The following is a 14,304-nucleotide window of genomic DNA, read 5'->3' as shown; positions in this document are numbered from 1 at the left end:
GACGCTTGCCTTCGAGCCAACTCTAAGTCCTTGACTGTGGTTATGACCATCCCCCGATTGCGGTCACCATCGTCCCGACCCACGACCACCAGGCGGCGCTCCGACTGACCGCCTAGCCGCCCAGGCAGCCGGGGCCGAGCAGTGCCTTGAGATCCCCCATCAGCGCCGGCGACGGCGTAACCCGAAGGGAGGCATCCAGTTCCAGCGTGGTGATCCGGTCACCGCTGATCAGGCGCAGGTGCACCTGCGCCGTGCCGGGGTGGCGGGCCAGCACCTGCTTGAGCGCGGTGACCTTGTCGATGGTGCACTGCCGCGTCGGCAGGCTGACCGCCAGCGGCCGGTTCGGCTGCGCGTTGGAGAAGTCGGGCACCACAAGCTCGTTGGCGATCAGCGCGACCCGGTCGTCGCGCAGCGACACCTTGGCCTTGATCAGCACCACGACGTCGTCGGCGATGTCGGCCCCGTACACGGAGTACGCCTGCGGGAAGAACATCACCTCGATGCCACCGGTGAGGTCCTCCAATTGGGCTGACGCCCACGGCATTCCGTTCTTGTTGACCCGGCGGTTGACCGAGGCGAGGATGCCGCCCACCCGCACCTGGGTGTCATTGGGCACATCGCCGTCGAGGATGGCCGGGATCTGGGTGTCGACCTGCGCGGTCAGCAGGTGCGCCACCTGGTTGAGCGGATGCCCGGACACGTACAGGCCCAGCATTTCTCGCTCCAGCGCGAGCTTGTGCTTGTCCTCCCACTCGTCGTCGGGCACCTTGATGTTGAACACCGAGTCGGTGAGGCTGCCGTCACTGCCGCCGCCGAACAAGTCGAACTGCCCCATCGCCTCGGCCTTCTTGGTGCCCAACACCGAGTCGACCGCGTCGGTGTGCACCAGGAACAGGCCCTTGCGGGCGTGACCCAGCGAGTCGAAGGCGCCCGCCTTGATCAACGATTCGGTGACCTTCTTGTTGCAGGCCGCGACGTCGATCTTGTTGAGATAGTCCGAGAAGTCGGTGAACTTACCCTTAGCGTTGCGGGTGCCGATCAGCGAGCCGACCACGTTGGCGCCGACGTTGCGCACCGCGCCCAGCCCGAACCGGATGTCTTTCCCCACCGAGGCGAAGTTCACCAGGGACTCGTTGACGTCCGGCGGCAGCACCGTGATACCCAGCTTGCGGCAGTCGGCCAGGTAAACCGCGGCCTTGTCCTTGTCGTCACCCACCGACGTCAGAAGGCCGGCCATGTACTCGGCCGGATAGTTGGCCTTCAGATAGGCCGTCCAATAGGACACCAGGCCGTAGCCGGCCGCGTGCGACTTGTTGAACGCGTACCCGGCAAACGGAAGGATGGTGTCCCACAACGCTTTCACCGCTTTTTCGGAGAAGCCGTTGGCGGTCATGCCGTCGTAGAAACCCTTGTACTCGGCCTCGAGCACCTCGAGCTTCTTCTTACCCATCGCCTTGCGCAGCGCGTCGGCTTTGCCCATCGTGTAGGACGCGACCTTCTGGGCGATGAACATGATCTGCTCTTGGTAGACGATCAGGCCGTGCGTCTCGGCCAGGATCTCGCGCAGCGGCTCCTCGAGCTCCGGGTGGATCGGCTTGACCGCCTGACGACCGTTCTTGCGGTCGGCGTAGTCGTTGTGGGCGTTCATGCCCATCGGGCCGGGGCGGTACAGCGCCAGCACCGCGACGATGTCGTTGAATTCGGTGGGCTGCATGCGGCGCAACAGGTCTCGCATCGGACCGCCGTCGAGCTGGAACACGCCCAGGGTGTCGCCGCGGCCGAGCAGCTCGTAGGTGGGCTTATCGTCCAGCGGCACCGATTCCAGGTCGAGGTCAATTCCCCTGTTGCTCTTGATGTTTTCCAGGGCGTCGCCGATGATCGTCAGGTTCCGCAGGCCCAGGAAGTCCATCTTCAGCAGGCCGATGGCCTCACACGACGGGTAGTCCCAGCCGGTGATGATGGCGCCGTCCTGGGGCCGCTTCCACAGCGGGATGGCCTCGGTCAGCGGCTCGCTGCTCATGATCACCGCGCACGCGTGCACGCCGGCGTTGCGGATCAGGCCTTCCAGGCCGCGCGCGGTCTGGTAGATGGTGCGCACGTCCGGGTCGGTTTCGATCAGGCCGCGGACCTCGGTGGCCTCCTTGTAGCGCTCATGGCCCGGGTCGGTGATGCCCGACAGCGGAATGTCTTTGGCCATGATCGGCGGCGGCAGCGCCTTGGTGATCCGGTCGGCGATCGCGAACCCGGGCTGGCCGTAGTGGATGCGCGCCGAATCCTTCAGTGCTGCTTTGGTTTTAATGGTGCCGAAGGTGATGACCTGGGCGACGCGGTCGGAGCCCCACTTCTCGGCGGCGTAGCGCACCATCTCGCCGCGACGACGGTCGTCGAAGTCGATATCGATGTCGGGCGCCGACGGGCGTTCCGGGTTGAGGAACCGCTCGAACAGCAGACCGTGCGGGATCGGGTCGATGTTGGTGATGCCCAGCGCATAGGCCACCAGCGAGCCCGCCGCCGAGCCACGCCCCGGACCCACCCGGATGTCGACCGACCGTGCGTAGTTGATCAGGTCGGCGACGATCAGGAAGTACGACGGGAAACCCTTGTCGCAGATGACCTTGATCTCGTACTCGGCCCGGTCGATGTAGTCCTGTCCGACGCCGGACGGAAAGCGGCGCTGCAGGCCGGCCAGCACCTCGTGGTGCAGCCATGTCGCCTGGTCGTGTCCCTCGGGCACCGGGAAGATCGGCATCCGGTCCCGCGGCGCCCACACCTCGTCATACGACTGCACCCGCTCAGCGATCAGCAGGGTGGAGTCGCAGGCGCCGGGCACCTCGTCGTCCCAGATCTGTCGCATCTCGGCGGCCGACTTGAGGTAGTAGCCGTCGCCGTCGAACTTGAACCGGTTGGGGTCCGAGAGCGTCTTACCGGTCTGCACGCACAGCAGCGCCTCGTGGTTGTGGGCGGCGTCGCGGGTGACGTAGTGGCAGTCGTTAGTGGCCAGCGGCGGGATGCCCAGCTTGCGGCCGATCTCCAGCAGCCCTTCGCGGACCCGCGTCTCGATGGACAGCCCGTGGTCCATCAGCTCCAGGAAGTAGTTGTCGGCGCCGAAGATCTCGCGCCACTTCGCGGCCGACTCCAGCGCCTCGCGCTCGTGCCCCAGTCGCAGCCGGGTCTGCACCTCCCCTGACGGGCACCCGGTGGTGGCGATGATGCCCTCGGCGTGTTCGGCGATGATCTCGGCGTCCATCCGCGACCACTTGCCGAGCTGGCCCTCGAACGACGCCAGCGAGGACAGCTTGAACAGGTTGCGCAGGCCGGTGGCGTTCTCGGCCACCATCGTCATGTGCGTGTAGGAGCCGCTGCCCGACACGTCGTCGGACTTCTGGCCCGGGTCACCCCACAGGATCCGCCGGGTGTCGAAGCGCGAGGCCGGCGCGATGTAGGCCTCGACGCCGATGATCGGCTTGATCCCAGCCTTGGTCGCCGCGTTGTAGAACTCGCTGGCGCCGAACATGTTTCCGTGGTCGGTCATCCCGACCGCGGGCATTTGCAGCCGGTCCACCTCGGCCAGCATCGGCGCGATCTTCGCGGCACCGTCCAACATCGAATACTCGGTGTGGTTATGCAGGTGCACGAAGGACGACCCGCGAGGAGCGCTCGCGCTCGGAGCAGACGAACCGGTCATAGGGACGCCAGTCTATGACCGTCGACCGACACGAGTTCGGCGTGTCGCGGCGTGTGTCTTGACCGGTTTATCCGTACAACTCGACGAAGTTCTCCAGCGACTTCTGGACGTCGCCTTTGACGGCGCGCGCCGCCGCCGAGCCCACCGGACCGAACAGCGCCCGTCCGCCCAGTTCGAGGCGCAGACCCAGCGTCGATCCCTCACCGGTGGGCCGCACGGTGAGCGTGACGGCGTACTTGGCGCCGCCCTTGCCCGAACCGGACATCGCCATCTCGTGCGGCGGGTCCCACGTGGTGACCGTCCAGCTCACCCGGTTGCGCAGGCCCTTGGCCCTTGCCACGCCGACGATCTGGGTGCCCTCGGCGATCTCGTCGGGCAGTTCGCTGCGCCATCCCTCGTGCATGACCAGCCAGTCGCCCAGGTCCGACAGATCGGAGACGCGGTCCCACATGTCCTGCGGGGTCATCGGGAGGTCGGCGGTCAGGTCCACAGCAGCCACCGCCTGAGCCTAGATTGTGTCGACCAACTACGTCGGTCGTTCGGTACCGCGCGTCTCCGGATCCTCGACTCACGCCCGGCGGAAATCGCGGAATTCACTGTTCGGCACCGAGGGCGCCAGGCCGAACGTCGCCTGCTTCCTCGTTGATGCCAATGCGCTCGTGCAGCTTGACCAACGGTTCAGGCGCCCACCAGTTGGCGCGGCCCATCAAGCGCATGAACGCCGGAAGCAACAGCATACGAACGAGCGTCGCATCGACCACCACCGCCAGAGTGAGTCCCAGACCGAACATCCTCATGAACGACACCCGCGCGGCTATCAACGCGGCGAACGAGATCGACATCAACAGCGCCGCCGCGGTCACAACCCGACCGGACCGAGCCAAACCTTGCGCGACGGCCTCGTCGTTATCCTCCGGCGTTCGGTCGGAGGCCAACCAGTGCTCCCGGATCCGAGACACCAAGAAGACCTCGTAATCCATGGAGAGACCGAACGCGATGCAGAACAGCAGCACCGGCATGTGGACCATCAGGGTGCCGTTGGCCGTGGTGCCCAGGGCACCCAGGTGGCCTTCCTGGAAGATCCATACCAGCGCGCCGAATGCAGCGGTCAGCGAAAAGAGGTTGAGCACCAAGGCTTTCAGCGGCATCACCACACTGCCGGTCAACAAGAACAACAGCGCGAAGGTGATCACCGCGATGATCGACAAGACGAGCGGCAGCCGCGACGTCACCGCTCCCGCGCTGTCGCGGTTTATCTCCGCCCTGCCGGTGAATAGCACGTCGCGGCCGCCGGGTCCGGCGATGGCCTGAAGACGATCCAGCTGTCTTTCCGATGCGGTGGAGAACAACGCGGCGGCACTGCGCACCGTGAGGAAGACACTGCCGTCCTTCGCGCCGGTGGGTGCGGAAGGCGGCCCGACCGGCGCGCCGTTCTGGAAGGTCCCGCCAGGCGACGACACGGACACGACGTCGGCTACCTGCGAGAGTTGGGCGGCATAGCGCTCGATCTCGCCGGGCACCAACCCGGACGCATCAGGGATCACGACGGTCACGTCCCTGTCCGTGCTGACCGCGAAATTTGTGCGCATGTCGTCGCCGACCTGCCGCGCCGATGCCGATGTCGGCAGCACTCGGTCGTCGGAGAAGCCCCAATTCGCCCCGAGAAAAGGCGCCCCCAGCACCAGCAAGAACGCGATGACCGCCACGCCGATCACAATCGGCCGTCGCATCACGGCTTTCGTGGAGCGGTACAAGAAGCTCTCTTCGATCGGGCCTGACACCGGCTCGGGACGCCCGCCCACCCGGCGAATCAGCCGCCGCACGTTGAACGAGTCCAGCCGGTCGCCAAGCAGCACGATCAGGGCAGGCGTAATCACCACCGCGGCAACGGCCGCCAAGGCGACCACCGCGACGCCCGCGTAGGCGAACGACTTCAGGAAGTACATCGGAAACAGCACCATCGTGGCCATGGACAGTGCGACGGTCGTCGCTGAGAACAGCACGGTTCGCCCGGCCGTGCACATGGTGCGAACCAGTGCATCCTCGCGCTGCATCCCGTCGGCAAGCTCGTCGCGGTATCGGCTGATGATCAGCAGGGTGTAGTCGATGGCCAACGCCAGTCCCATGGCCACCGTCAGGTTGAGCGCGAATATCGAGACGTCAGCGAAGAGTGTGATCGCCCGCAGTGTCGCCAACGTGCAAACGATGGCGAAGCCGCCTACCGCCATCGGAATCGCCGCGGCGAGCATGCCGCCGAACACCCAGACCAGTACAACGAAGCTCAATGGAAACGCGATGGATTCCATGACCAACAGGTCTTTTTCGCTTTGTTTATTGATCTGCGCATAGGTCAGGGCCTCGCCGCCTGCCTTCACGGTGACGCCGTCACGATCGCGCACGAGTTTCTTGGCCAGTGCCGCGGCGTTCTTCTGGGCGCCGGTCTCGCCGCCACGAATGCCGGCGACGATCAATCCGGTCTTACCGTCCTTGCTGATCAGGCCCGCCGCGGCCGGCGACGGAACGGTCCACGCCGAGCTGACTTGAGCAACGTCCGGCGACACTTTCAGCTGCGCGACGATGTCGGTGGCCACCTTTCGGGCGGACTCGCTTTGGGCACCCGCCCCGGTAGTCACCTCGAAAACCATCTGTTGGTCGCCGTAGTCGAACTTCTCCGCGAGCACCCGCTGAGCCCGCGAAGACTGCGATGACGGATCCTGATAGCCGCCCGCCGACAGCACGTCGAGGGCGGAGAAGCCGAAAATTCCGGCCGCGACCATGAGCAGGAAAGCCGCGGCGACGATCCTGCGCGGCGCGATTATGGCAAGTCGAGCGGCTCCCCGTAGCACGCAGTGCTCTCCCTATGCGCCCCGCGTCAGTTCTTGGGCCCGCCGCGGAATCGGTTGCCGATCCGGATGCCCGGCAACAGCAGGCTGCGCGGCACGAACCGGCCGCCGGTGCTGACCACCTTGGGCACCACGCCGGGCACCACCGTGCGTCGGCCGGCCAGCATGCCGCCGATGGCCGCCTCGGCCACGTCGCGCGGCGACACCTGCGCGATGGGGATGCTGAACCGCTCGGCGTTGGCGATCTCGGCCCACTCCGTCGGCACCGGTCCCGGGCACAGGCAGGTGACCGAGACCCCCGTCCCGTGCAGCTCCTCGTGCACCGCTTCGGAGAACGTCTGCACGAAGGCCTTGGTCGCCGAATAGACCGCCATGAAGGGAACGGGCTGGAATCCCGCGATCGACGCGATATTCATCACAGCGCCGGCACCGCGCTCGACCATGCCGGGCAACGTCGCGTGGGTGAGTTCCATCAACGCCAGCGCGTTGAGGGTGACCTCTTCGCTCTCGCGGTCCACCGGCAGCTCGTGGAACACCCCGCTGGTGCCGAAACCGGCGCTGTTGCACAGGCCGGCGATCGGCTCGCTGCGCAGCCGGCCCGCCAGCTTGGCGCGGGATTTGCCGTCGCTGAGATCCAGCGGCAGCACCTCGACGGCGACCGAGTACTCCTGGCCCACCTCGTTGGCCAACTCGTCGAGGCGCTCGCGGCGCCGCGCGACCAGCAGCAGCGGGAAGCCACGGCGGGCCAACCCGCGGGCCAGTTCGGCGCCGATGCCGGACGAGGCGCCGGTGATGACGACGGTGGTCTGAATGTCAGGTTTTGGAAGGCTCATGGTGTCACCAATGTATCCCTCGGGTCGCCCGCACGAAGTTTTCGCTGCGTCTATCGAATTTCGTTGCTTCGGTTGATGGTTCATCACCCTTAGCCGCGTCGGAATCACCAAACATGACGAACGCCCGGTTGCGCACCCGGTCCATCACCGCCGGGTTGACGGCGTCGGCGACGGCGGCGAACTGCCCGAACGGCGAGCTGGCCCGCCGCGGCCGGTGCACGATCGCGTCGGTGATCACCCCGGCCGCCTGCTCCGGCGTCAGCGCCGGGAACTTGTCGTAGAGCGTGGTCGGGCTGATCATCGGCGTGCGCACCAGCGCCATGTGCACGGTGGTGAACCGCACGTCGTCGTTCACCGTCTCGGCCTGCAGCGCGTCACACAAGCTGTCCAGCGCGGCCTTGCTGGCGATGTAGGCGCCGAAGCGCGGCGCGCGGGTCTGGACGCCGACCGAGGAGACGTTGAGCACGTGCCCGTATCCCCGCTCACGCATCCCGGGGATGAACTTGAGGATCAGCTGGACCGCGCCGAGGTAGTTCAGCTGCATCGTGCGCTGGTAGTCGTGGATCCGGTCGTAGGACAGCTCGAGCGAGCGCCGGATCGAGCGCCCGGCGTTGTTGATCAGGATGTCGACGCCACCGAGATCGTCGAGCACCCGATCGGCCATCGCGGCGATGGCGTCCATGTCGGACAGGTCGCACGGGTAGACGTGGGCGGCCCCGCCGTCGGCGCGGATCTCGTCGGCGACCTTCTCGAGGTTCTCTTGGGTGCGCGCCACCAGCGCCACCGCACCGCCGGCCTCCGCGATCTTCTTCGCGGCGGCCTCACCAATGCCCGAGGATCCCCCGGTGATCAGGGCGGTCCTGCCCTCGACGGCCTCCTCGAGCGTGCGGCCCTGCACCGCGTCCAGCAGGTTCCTCAGATAGAACGGCCGATACCGTCCGGCCGAGTTCGGGGTGTTGACGATGTGGGACACCGCGGCCAGTGGTTTTTCCACCAGGTTCCCGATCGAGTTCTCCACCAAGTTCGTTATGTCACCAAGATTCATCGGCTTTCGCTCCTGATGATGTGAGCCCCCCGACCGCAACTGGCCTGCCCGTTGGCCACGACCGCCTTGCGGGGCTGCGCGAGTGATGTGATGTGCATCATTAAGCCAACCTAGGACATCAGCCGCTCACCTCGACGCAGATTGCCGTCATGTAACGCGACGCCGGCTCTCACGGTTCGCCGACAGCGGCCGCCAGTCGTGGGCAATCCGCTTGTTACACAGGGCAATCCCGAAGTGATCGCGCACTAACTGATGAGCAACGCCGCATGTTCCACGCGCTGGCCGCCGCCGGGGTGCCGTCGGAGACGGTCACCGAGATACTCGGCGCGATAGCACCCTGGCCCCCGAGATCGCCACGGGCGACGCCGGCAAGGCCGGGTCTGACGGGTTAGGTTGAGGCGGGCCGCGCACCGAGATTGCCGTGAGGGCTGCGATCGCGGCCCCAAGCACGACCAGGGTGGCAATCTCGGCATGTCGCGGGCCAGGTCTGCCGCCTAGCATGCCTGACATGCGGCGCACATTTGACGACCTGATCGCCGAGGCGGAAGCCGCGCCGGTCGACGGCTGGGACTTTTCGTGGCTGGACGGCCGGGCCACCGAGGAACGCCCGTCGTGGGGGTATCAGCGGCTGCTGCGGGGCCGGTTGGCGACGGTGTCGGCCGCGCTGGACATTCACACCGGCGGCGGCGAGGTGCTGTCCGGCGCGGCACCGTTCCCGCCGACCATGGCGGCCATCGAGACGTGGCCGCCGAACGCGGCGCTGGCCACCAAGCGCCTGCACGCGCTCGGCGTGGTGGTCGTCGCGACCCGCGACGAGCCGCCGCTGCCGTTCGCCGAGGACGCGTTCGACCTGGTGACCACTCGTCACCCGATCTCCGTCTGGTGGACCGAGGTCCTCCGGGTGCTCCGGCCGGGCGGCACCTACTTCGCGCAGCACATCGGCCCGGCCACCATGGGCGAGCTGGTCGAGTACTTCATCGGGCCGCAGCCGGAGAAGTGGGCCGAGTTCCACCCGGATGCCGTGCGTGCACAGGCCGAGGCCGCCGGGCTGGAGATCGTCGATGTGCGGATGGAGCGGATGCGCGCCGAGTTCTTCGACATCGGCGCCGTCGTGTACTTCCTGCGCAAGGTGATCTGGACGGTGCCCGACTTCAGCGTGCAGCGGTACCGGGAGCGGCTGGCCGAACTGCACGAGCGCATCGAATCCAGCGGGCCGTTCGTCACGCACTCCGTGCGGCTGCTCGTCGAGGCCCGCAAGCCCGCCTGAGTCAGCCCTCGTCGCGCAACACGTCCAGCGCGTGCTGCAGGTCGGGCGGGTAGGGGCTGACGATCTCGATCCGCCTGCCGTCGGCCGGGTGGGCGAAGGACAGCGAGCGGGCATGCAGCCATTGGCGTTCCAGCCCAAGCTTTTTCGCGAGTTTGGGGTCGGCGCCATAGACGAGGTCACCGCAGCACGGGTGATGCAGCGCGGAGAAGTGCACCCGGATCTGGTGGGTGCGGCCGGTTTCCAGGTGCACGTCGAGCAGGCTGGCGGCGACGAAGGCCTCCACGGTGTCGTAGTGGGTGAGGCTGTGCCGGCCGTCCTTGGTGACCGCGAACTTCCACTCGCCGCCGCGGTGCCGCCCGATCGGCGCGTCGATGGTCCCGCTGGACGGGTCCGGATGTCCTTGCACCAGCGCGTGATAGCGCTTGTCGACGGTGCGCTGTTTGAACGCCCGCTTGAGCAGGGTGTAGGCCCGCTCGGACAGCGCCACCACCATCACCCCGGACGTGCCGACGTCGAGGCGGTGCACGATGCCCTGCCGCTCGGGCACGCCCGATGTGGTGATCCGGTAGCCGGCGGCGGCCAGGCCGCCGAGCACCGTGGGCCCGGTCCAGCCGACCGACGCGTGCGCGGCCACCGCCGCCGGTTTGTCGACCGCGACGATGTCGTCGTCGGAGTACAGGATCGTCATGCCCTCGATGTCGACCGGCGTGTTCTGCAGCGGTGCGGGCGCCGCGGGCAGCCGCACCTGCAGCCAGGCGCCGCCGGTCAGCCGGTCGGACTTGCCGGCCTGGACGCCGTCGAGTTCGACGCCGCCGTCTTCGGCGAGCGCGGCCGCCGCGCTGCGCGACAGCCCCAGCAGGCGGGCCAGCCCGGCGTCGACGCGCATCCCCGCCAGTCCCTCCGGGACGGGCATCGAGCGGTCACTCACCCGCGCTGTCCTGGCTGTCGCCCTCGTCCTTGTGCCGGTCGCCGGCGGTGCGCCGACCCGGAGAGTCGCCGTCGGCGTGGCGCCGACCAACCGAGTCGAAGTCGAACCCGAAGATCGACAGCACCACCAGCAGGATGGCGCCGCCGACCACCGACGGGTCGGCGACGTTGAAGACCGGCCACCAGCCGACCGACAAGAAGTCCACGACATGCCCACGAAGCGGCCCGGGGGCGCGGAAGAAGCGATCGACCAGGTTGCCCATCGCGCCGCCGAGGATCATGCCCAGGCCCACCGCCCACCAGGGCGACACCAGCCGGCGTCCCATCCAGAAGATGCCGACCACCACACCGGTCGCGATCAGCGTCAGCACCCACGTGTAGCCGGTCGCCATCGAGAAGGCCGCACCCGAATTGCGCACCAGGGTCCAGGTCACGGTATCGCCGATGATCGGCACCGGCTGGCCGGGCGGCAGCAGTTTGACGGCAAGCACCTTGGTGACGACATCGAGGGCCAGGACTATCGCCGCGATCGACAGCAGCAGCCGTATCCGCCGTGGAGCGGGTTGGGGCGAAGCGGCGGTTTCGGGCTCCGCGTCTCGCTCGACCGGGGCGGCCTCACCAGCCTCTTCGGCTGAGGTCACCGGCTCAGTCGATTTCGTTGGTTCTTCAGGCACTTCCCCATCATCCCCTACTGCCCCACGCAGGCTAGCCATGTCCGCGCAGCGGCAATGCGCAATGATGCCACCATGGCCCGCCTCACCGTGATCGCCACCGGGGGCACGATATCGACCGGCACCGGCGCCGACGGGGTGCACCGACCCTCGTACAGCGGCTCGGACCTGACGGCGCCCTTCCGCGGCGAACACGATGTCGACGTCGTCGACCTGCTGGCGGTCGACAGCTCGGAGCTGACGCTGGCCGATTGGGACCGAATCCGCGACGCGGTGACGACCGCGGTCGACGGCGGGGCCGACGGTGTGGTGGTGCTGCACGGCACCGACACCATGGAAGAAAGTGCGCTCTGGCTCGATCTCACCTACGCGGGCCGGGCCCCGGTAGTGCTGACCGGCGCCATGCGCAGCGCCGACGCCCCCGACGCGGACGGCCCCGCGAATGTGCGTGACGCCCTGGCGGTGGCGGCCAGCCCCGCCGCCCGCGACCTGGGCGTGGTGCTGTGTTTCGCCGGCCGGGTGCGGCAGCCGCTGGGCATGAGCAAGGTGGCCACCGAGGACCTCAGCGGCTTCACCGGCAGGCTGCTCGGCACCGTGGCCGGCGGCGTGACCCTCACCGGCCCGAAGACCCGCCCGTACGTCGGCGATCTGCGGGCCGCCGACGCGCCGCGCGTCGACATCGTCGCGGCGTACCTGGGCAGCGACGGGGTGGCCCTCGATGCGTGCGTGGCCGCCGGGGCGCGGGGCGTGGTGCTCGAGGCGCTGGGTTCGGGAAACGCCGGGCCCGCGGTCGTCGACGCGGTGCGGCGGCACTGCGGCGACGGGGTCGTCGTCGCGGTGTCCACCCGTGTACCCGGCGGACGGGTCGGCGCCAGCTACGGCCCCGGGCACGACATGGCGGCGGCCGGGGCGGTGATGGTGCCGCGGCTGCGACCGCCTCAGGCGCGCGTCCTGCTGATCGCCGCGCTGGCCGCCGAGCTACCGGTCCCCGACGTCGTGGCCCGGTGGGGTTGACATCGCATCGGCCTGCAGCCCCCCCGCGTACTCGGGCCAATCCAGGGAATCGATCGGGTTGGCGCGCACCAGCTCGCCGCCGTCGGCGGGAAACGTCCGGGCGGGGCCGGGGCCGGAGCTGCGGGTTTCGAACCGCGCGGTGACCACGCCGTGGCCCGCGCCCTGCACCCAGCCGTGCCCGAGCTCGCGGTGGGCGACGTCGTCGCCGACCCGCCACCCCGCGGCTTCTGTTGTCTGGGGGCCGGGCCCATACATGGCTTCGGTCGCGGTCTCCACCGACGATGAATCCGGCTGCGGCGCCGCCAGTTCCAAATCCGGGAACAGCGATTCCTGGCGCACATCGCTCAGCCCCGAAAAGCCCACGCCGAGAAGGCGAATGGGCCCGATCTCGCGCGGATCGAGCAGCAGCCGGCGGGCCATGCCCACCAACGCGGCGACCTCGGTGGTGGCATAGGGCAGCGTCGCGGACCGGGTCAGCGTGCTCATGTCGGATTTTTTCAGCTTGACGGTGACGGTGCGCGCGCCACGCCCGTCGCGCAGCAGGCGGTGATGGGCGTGCTCGGCGATCGGTTCGATGGCCTCACGCAACTGCTCCAGGCTGGTCAGGTCGGCGACGAAGGTCGATTCGGAGCTGATCTGCTTGGCCTCGGCGCGCTCGGCGACCGGGCGGTCGTCGATACCGCGGGCCAGCCGGTGCAGCGCCGGCCCGATCGTGGCGCCCAGGATGTTGGCCGCCTCAGCCTCGGTCAGCGCGGCCAGCTCGCCGATGGTCTCGATACCCAGGCGATGCAGCCTTTCCTCGGCGACCGGGCCGATCCCCCACAGCCGGCGCACCGGCAGCCCGCCGAGCAACGATCGTTCTTCGGCGGGGCGCACCACCCGGACCCCGTCGGGCTTGGCCAGCCCGGAGGCGATCTTCGCGATCTGCTTGCCCGATCCGGCGCCCACCGAGGCGATCAGGCCGGTGTCGTCGCGGACGCGGCGCCGCAGGTCCTCGCAGAACGCCTCGACGTCCTCGGCGGACGCCCCGGCGAGCTGCGCGGGTTCGCCGAATCCCTCGTCGAAGGACAACTGCTCGACCACGGGCACCACGGCGCGGATGGTGTCGAATACGCGCCTGCTGGCCAGCCCGTACACCACGCCGCGCGGCGGCAGCACCACCGCGCTCACACCGACCAGCCGGCGGGCCTGATGCATGGGCATGGCCGAGCGCGCCCCGAAGACGCGCGCCTCGTAGCTGGCCCCGGCCACCACGCCGCGCCCGCCCACACCGCCGACCAGCACCGGGCGTCCGCGCAACGTCGGGCGGGTGAGTTGCTCGACGGAGGCGAAGAACGCGTCCATGTCCAGGTGCAGCACCCACCGCGACTCCACACGCTCGATGCTAGGGCCCGCACGAGCGGCCAGTTGGACTAACGTTTTGTCATGGCCATGAACCTGGCGCACCGGCGGATCTGCAACTCGCAGCGCTGGGCCAACGCGGTCGAGGACGGCCGATGAACGCCGGGCATGGCGACACGGCCGCCCCGCACAAGGGCGCGTCGCCCTCGACGAAATGGGCGCGGCTGCGCCATCAATGGAACGAACGCCTGCAACCCGGGGAGCAGGCCACGGTGCTGGCGTGGGCGTCGTTCACCCTCACCTTCGCGGGCCTGCGCGGCCTCACCCACTGGATCCGCGCCGGCCATGGACCGTCCGGCGGCGGTGTGTCGTTGGGCGGCAAGCACTTTCACCACTACAACATCGGGATCGGGATGCTGGCGACGGTGGCCGGCGTGGGTCTGCGCGGAAGCGAGAAGCAACGGCGCCATCCCGCGGCAGCGGTGGCGTACGGTGCCGCCAACGCGATGATCGTCGACGAATTGGCGCTGCTGTTGGATCTCAAGGACGTCTACTGGGCCTCCGATGGCCGCGAGAGCGTCGACGTCGCGGTCGCCCTGATCGCCACCGGGGCAACGGTGGCGGTGGGCATGCCGTTCTGGCCGCATGCCCACCGGGCGCTGCGATCTCGCGCTTGAC

The 14,304-nt window shown here is 68.4% G+C and carries 11 protein-coding genes; 3 read left to right on the top strand and 8 right to left on the bottom strand.

From position 1 onward, the window contains the following. Positions 1-112: 112 nt before the first annotated feature. The 5 genes from dnaE to B8W69_RS02065 all read right to left on the bottom strand — a co-directional run bounded on the left by dnaE (position 113) and on the right by B8W69_RS02065 (position 8,406). Positions 113-3,685 carry a DNA polymerase III subunit alpha gene (gene dnaE / locus B8W69_RS02085; protein WP_085288354.1) on the bottom strand — a complete coding sequence of 1,191 codons (3,573 nt, stop codon included), beginning with the start codon at positions 3,683-3,685 and terminating at the stop codon, positions 113-115. Between the two features lie 67 nt (positions 3,686-3,752). Further along, positions 3,753-4,184, bottom strand: coding sequence for a type II toxin-antitoxin system Rv0910 family toxin (locus B8W69_RS02080; protein WP_085288353.1), 432 nt, complete (start codon positions 4,182-4,184; stop codon positions 3,753-3,755). 94 nt (positions 4,185-4,278) lie between these two features. Beyond that, complete coding sequence (locus tag B8W69_RS02075; protein WP_085288352.1) at positions 4,279-6,531, bottom strand: MMPL family transporter; 2,253 nt, start codon at positions 6,529-6,531, stop codon at positions 4,279-4,281. 26 nt (positions 6,532-6,557) lie between these two features. Beyond that, a complete protein-coding gene (locus B8W69_RS02070; protein WP_085288351.1) occupies positions 6,558-7,361 on the bottom strand; it encodes an SDR family NAD(P)-dependent oxidoreductase in 804 nt (267 codons plus the stop codon). A gap of 4 nt (positions 7,362-7,365) precedes the next feature. Next, positions 7,366-8,406, bottom strand: a complete 1,041-nt coding sequence (locus B8W69_RS02065) for an SDR family NAD(P)-dependent oxidoreductase (RefSeq protein WP_085288350.1) — start codon at positions 8,404-8,406, stop codon at positions 7,366-7,368. A 508-nt stretch (positions 8,407-8,914) separates the two neighbouring features. Here B8W69_RS02065 and B8W69_RS02060 point away from each other — a divergent pair. After that, entirely contained in the window at positions 8,915-9,673 is a 759-nt protein-coding gene (locus B8W69_RS02060; protein WP_085288349.1) for a methyltransferase domain-containing protein, read from the top strand. A gap of 1 nt (position 9,674) precedes the next feature. Here B8W69_RS02060 and B8W69_RS02055 read toward each other — a convergent pair whose 3' ends face one another. Both B8W69_RS02055 and lspA read right to left on the bottom strand, forming a co-directional pair. Continuing rightward, positions 9,675-10,601, bottom strand: coding sequence for an RluA family pseudouridine synthase (locus B8W69_RS02055; RefSeq protein ID WP_085288348.1), 927 nt, complete (start codon positions 10,599-10,601; stop codon positions 9,675-9,677). Then, positions 10,594-11,274, bottom strand: coding sequence for a signal peptidase II (gene lspA / locus B8W69_RS02050; protein ID WP_110881812.1), 681 nt, complete (start codon positions 11,272-11,274; stop codon positions 10,594-10,596). The genes B8W69_RS02055 and lspA overlap by 8 nt, the downstream gene beginning before the upstream one ends. 54 nt (positions 11,275-11,328) lie before the next feature. Between lspA and B8W69_RS02045 the strand changes: the two genes are divergently transcribed. Further along, positions 11,329-12,285 (top strand): asparaginase, encoded by a 957-nt coding sequence (locus B8W69_RS02045; protein ID WP_085288346.1) that lies wholly within the window; start codon positions 11,329-11,331, stop codon positions 12,283-12,285. Here the strand turns inward: B8W69_RS02045 and B8W69_RS02040 are convergent. Then, positions 12,250-13,659: a DNA polymerase IV gene (locus B8W69_RS02040; RefSeq protein WP_085288345.1), complete on the bottom strand. Its 1,410-nt coding sequence runs from the start codon at positions 13,657-13,659 to the stop codon at positions 12,250-12,252. The two genes, B8W69_RS02045 and B8W69_RS02040, sit on opposite strands and share 36 nt — an antisense overlap. Positions 13,660-13,781: 122 nt before the next feature. On the opposite strand from B8W69_RS02040, the gene B8W69_RS02035 reads away from it, so the two are divergent. After that, complete coding sequence (locus B8W69_RS02035; RefSeq protein ID WP_181447316.1) at positions 13,782-14,303, top strand: hypothetical protein; 522 nt, start codon at positions 13,782-13,784, stop codon at positions 14,301-14,303. The last annotated feature ends 1 nt before the right edge of the window (position 14,304 follow it).

Origin of the sequence: Mycolicibacterium vulneris (genome assembly GCF_002104765.1) — a bacterium.
Classification (GTDB): domain Bacteria; phylum Actinomycetota; class Actinomycetes; order Mycobacteriales; family Mycobacteriaceae; genus Mycobacterium; species Mycobacterium vulneris.
Note: the sequence above shows the minus strand (reverse complement) of the source record. Positions and strands in the feature narration are given on the sequence as shown.

Bases quoted from the DNA above. Each gene is read 5' to 3' on its own strand.
- dnaE (WP_085288354.1), bottom strand. From the start codon at position 3,685: ATGACCGGTTCGTCTGCTCCGAGCGCGAGCGCTCCTCGCGGGTCGTCC.
- B8W69_RS02070 (WP_085288351.1), bottom strand. From the start codon at position 7,361: ATGAGCCTTCCAAAACCTGACATTCAGACCACCGTCGTCATCACCGGC.
- B8W69_RS02065 (WP_085288350.1), bottom strand. From the start codon at position 8,406: ATGAATCTTGGTGACATAACGAACTTGGTGGAGAACTCGATCGGGAAC.
- B8W69_RS02060 (WP_085288349.1), top strand. From the start codon at position 8,915: ATGCGGCGCACATTTGACGACCTGATCGCCGAGGCGGAAGCCGCGCCG.
- B8W69_RS02045 (WP_085288346.1), top strand. From the start codon at position 11,329: ATGCGCAATGATGCCACCATGGCCCGCCTCACCGTGATCGCCACCGGG.
- B8W69_RS02035 (WP_181447316.1), top strand. From the start codon at position 13,782: ATGAACGCCGGGCATGGCGACACGGCCGCCCCGCACAAGGGCGCGTCG.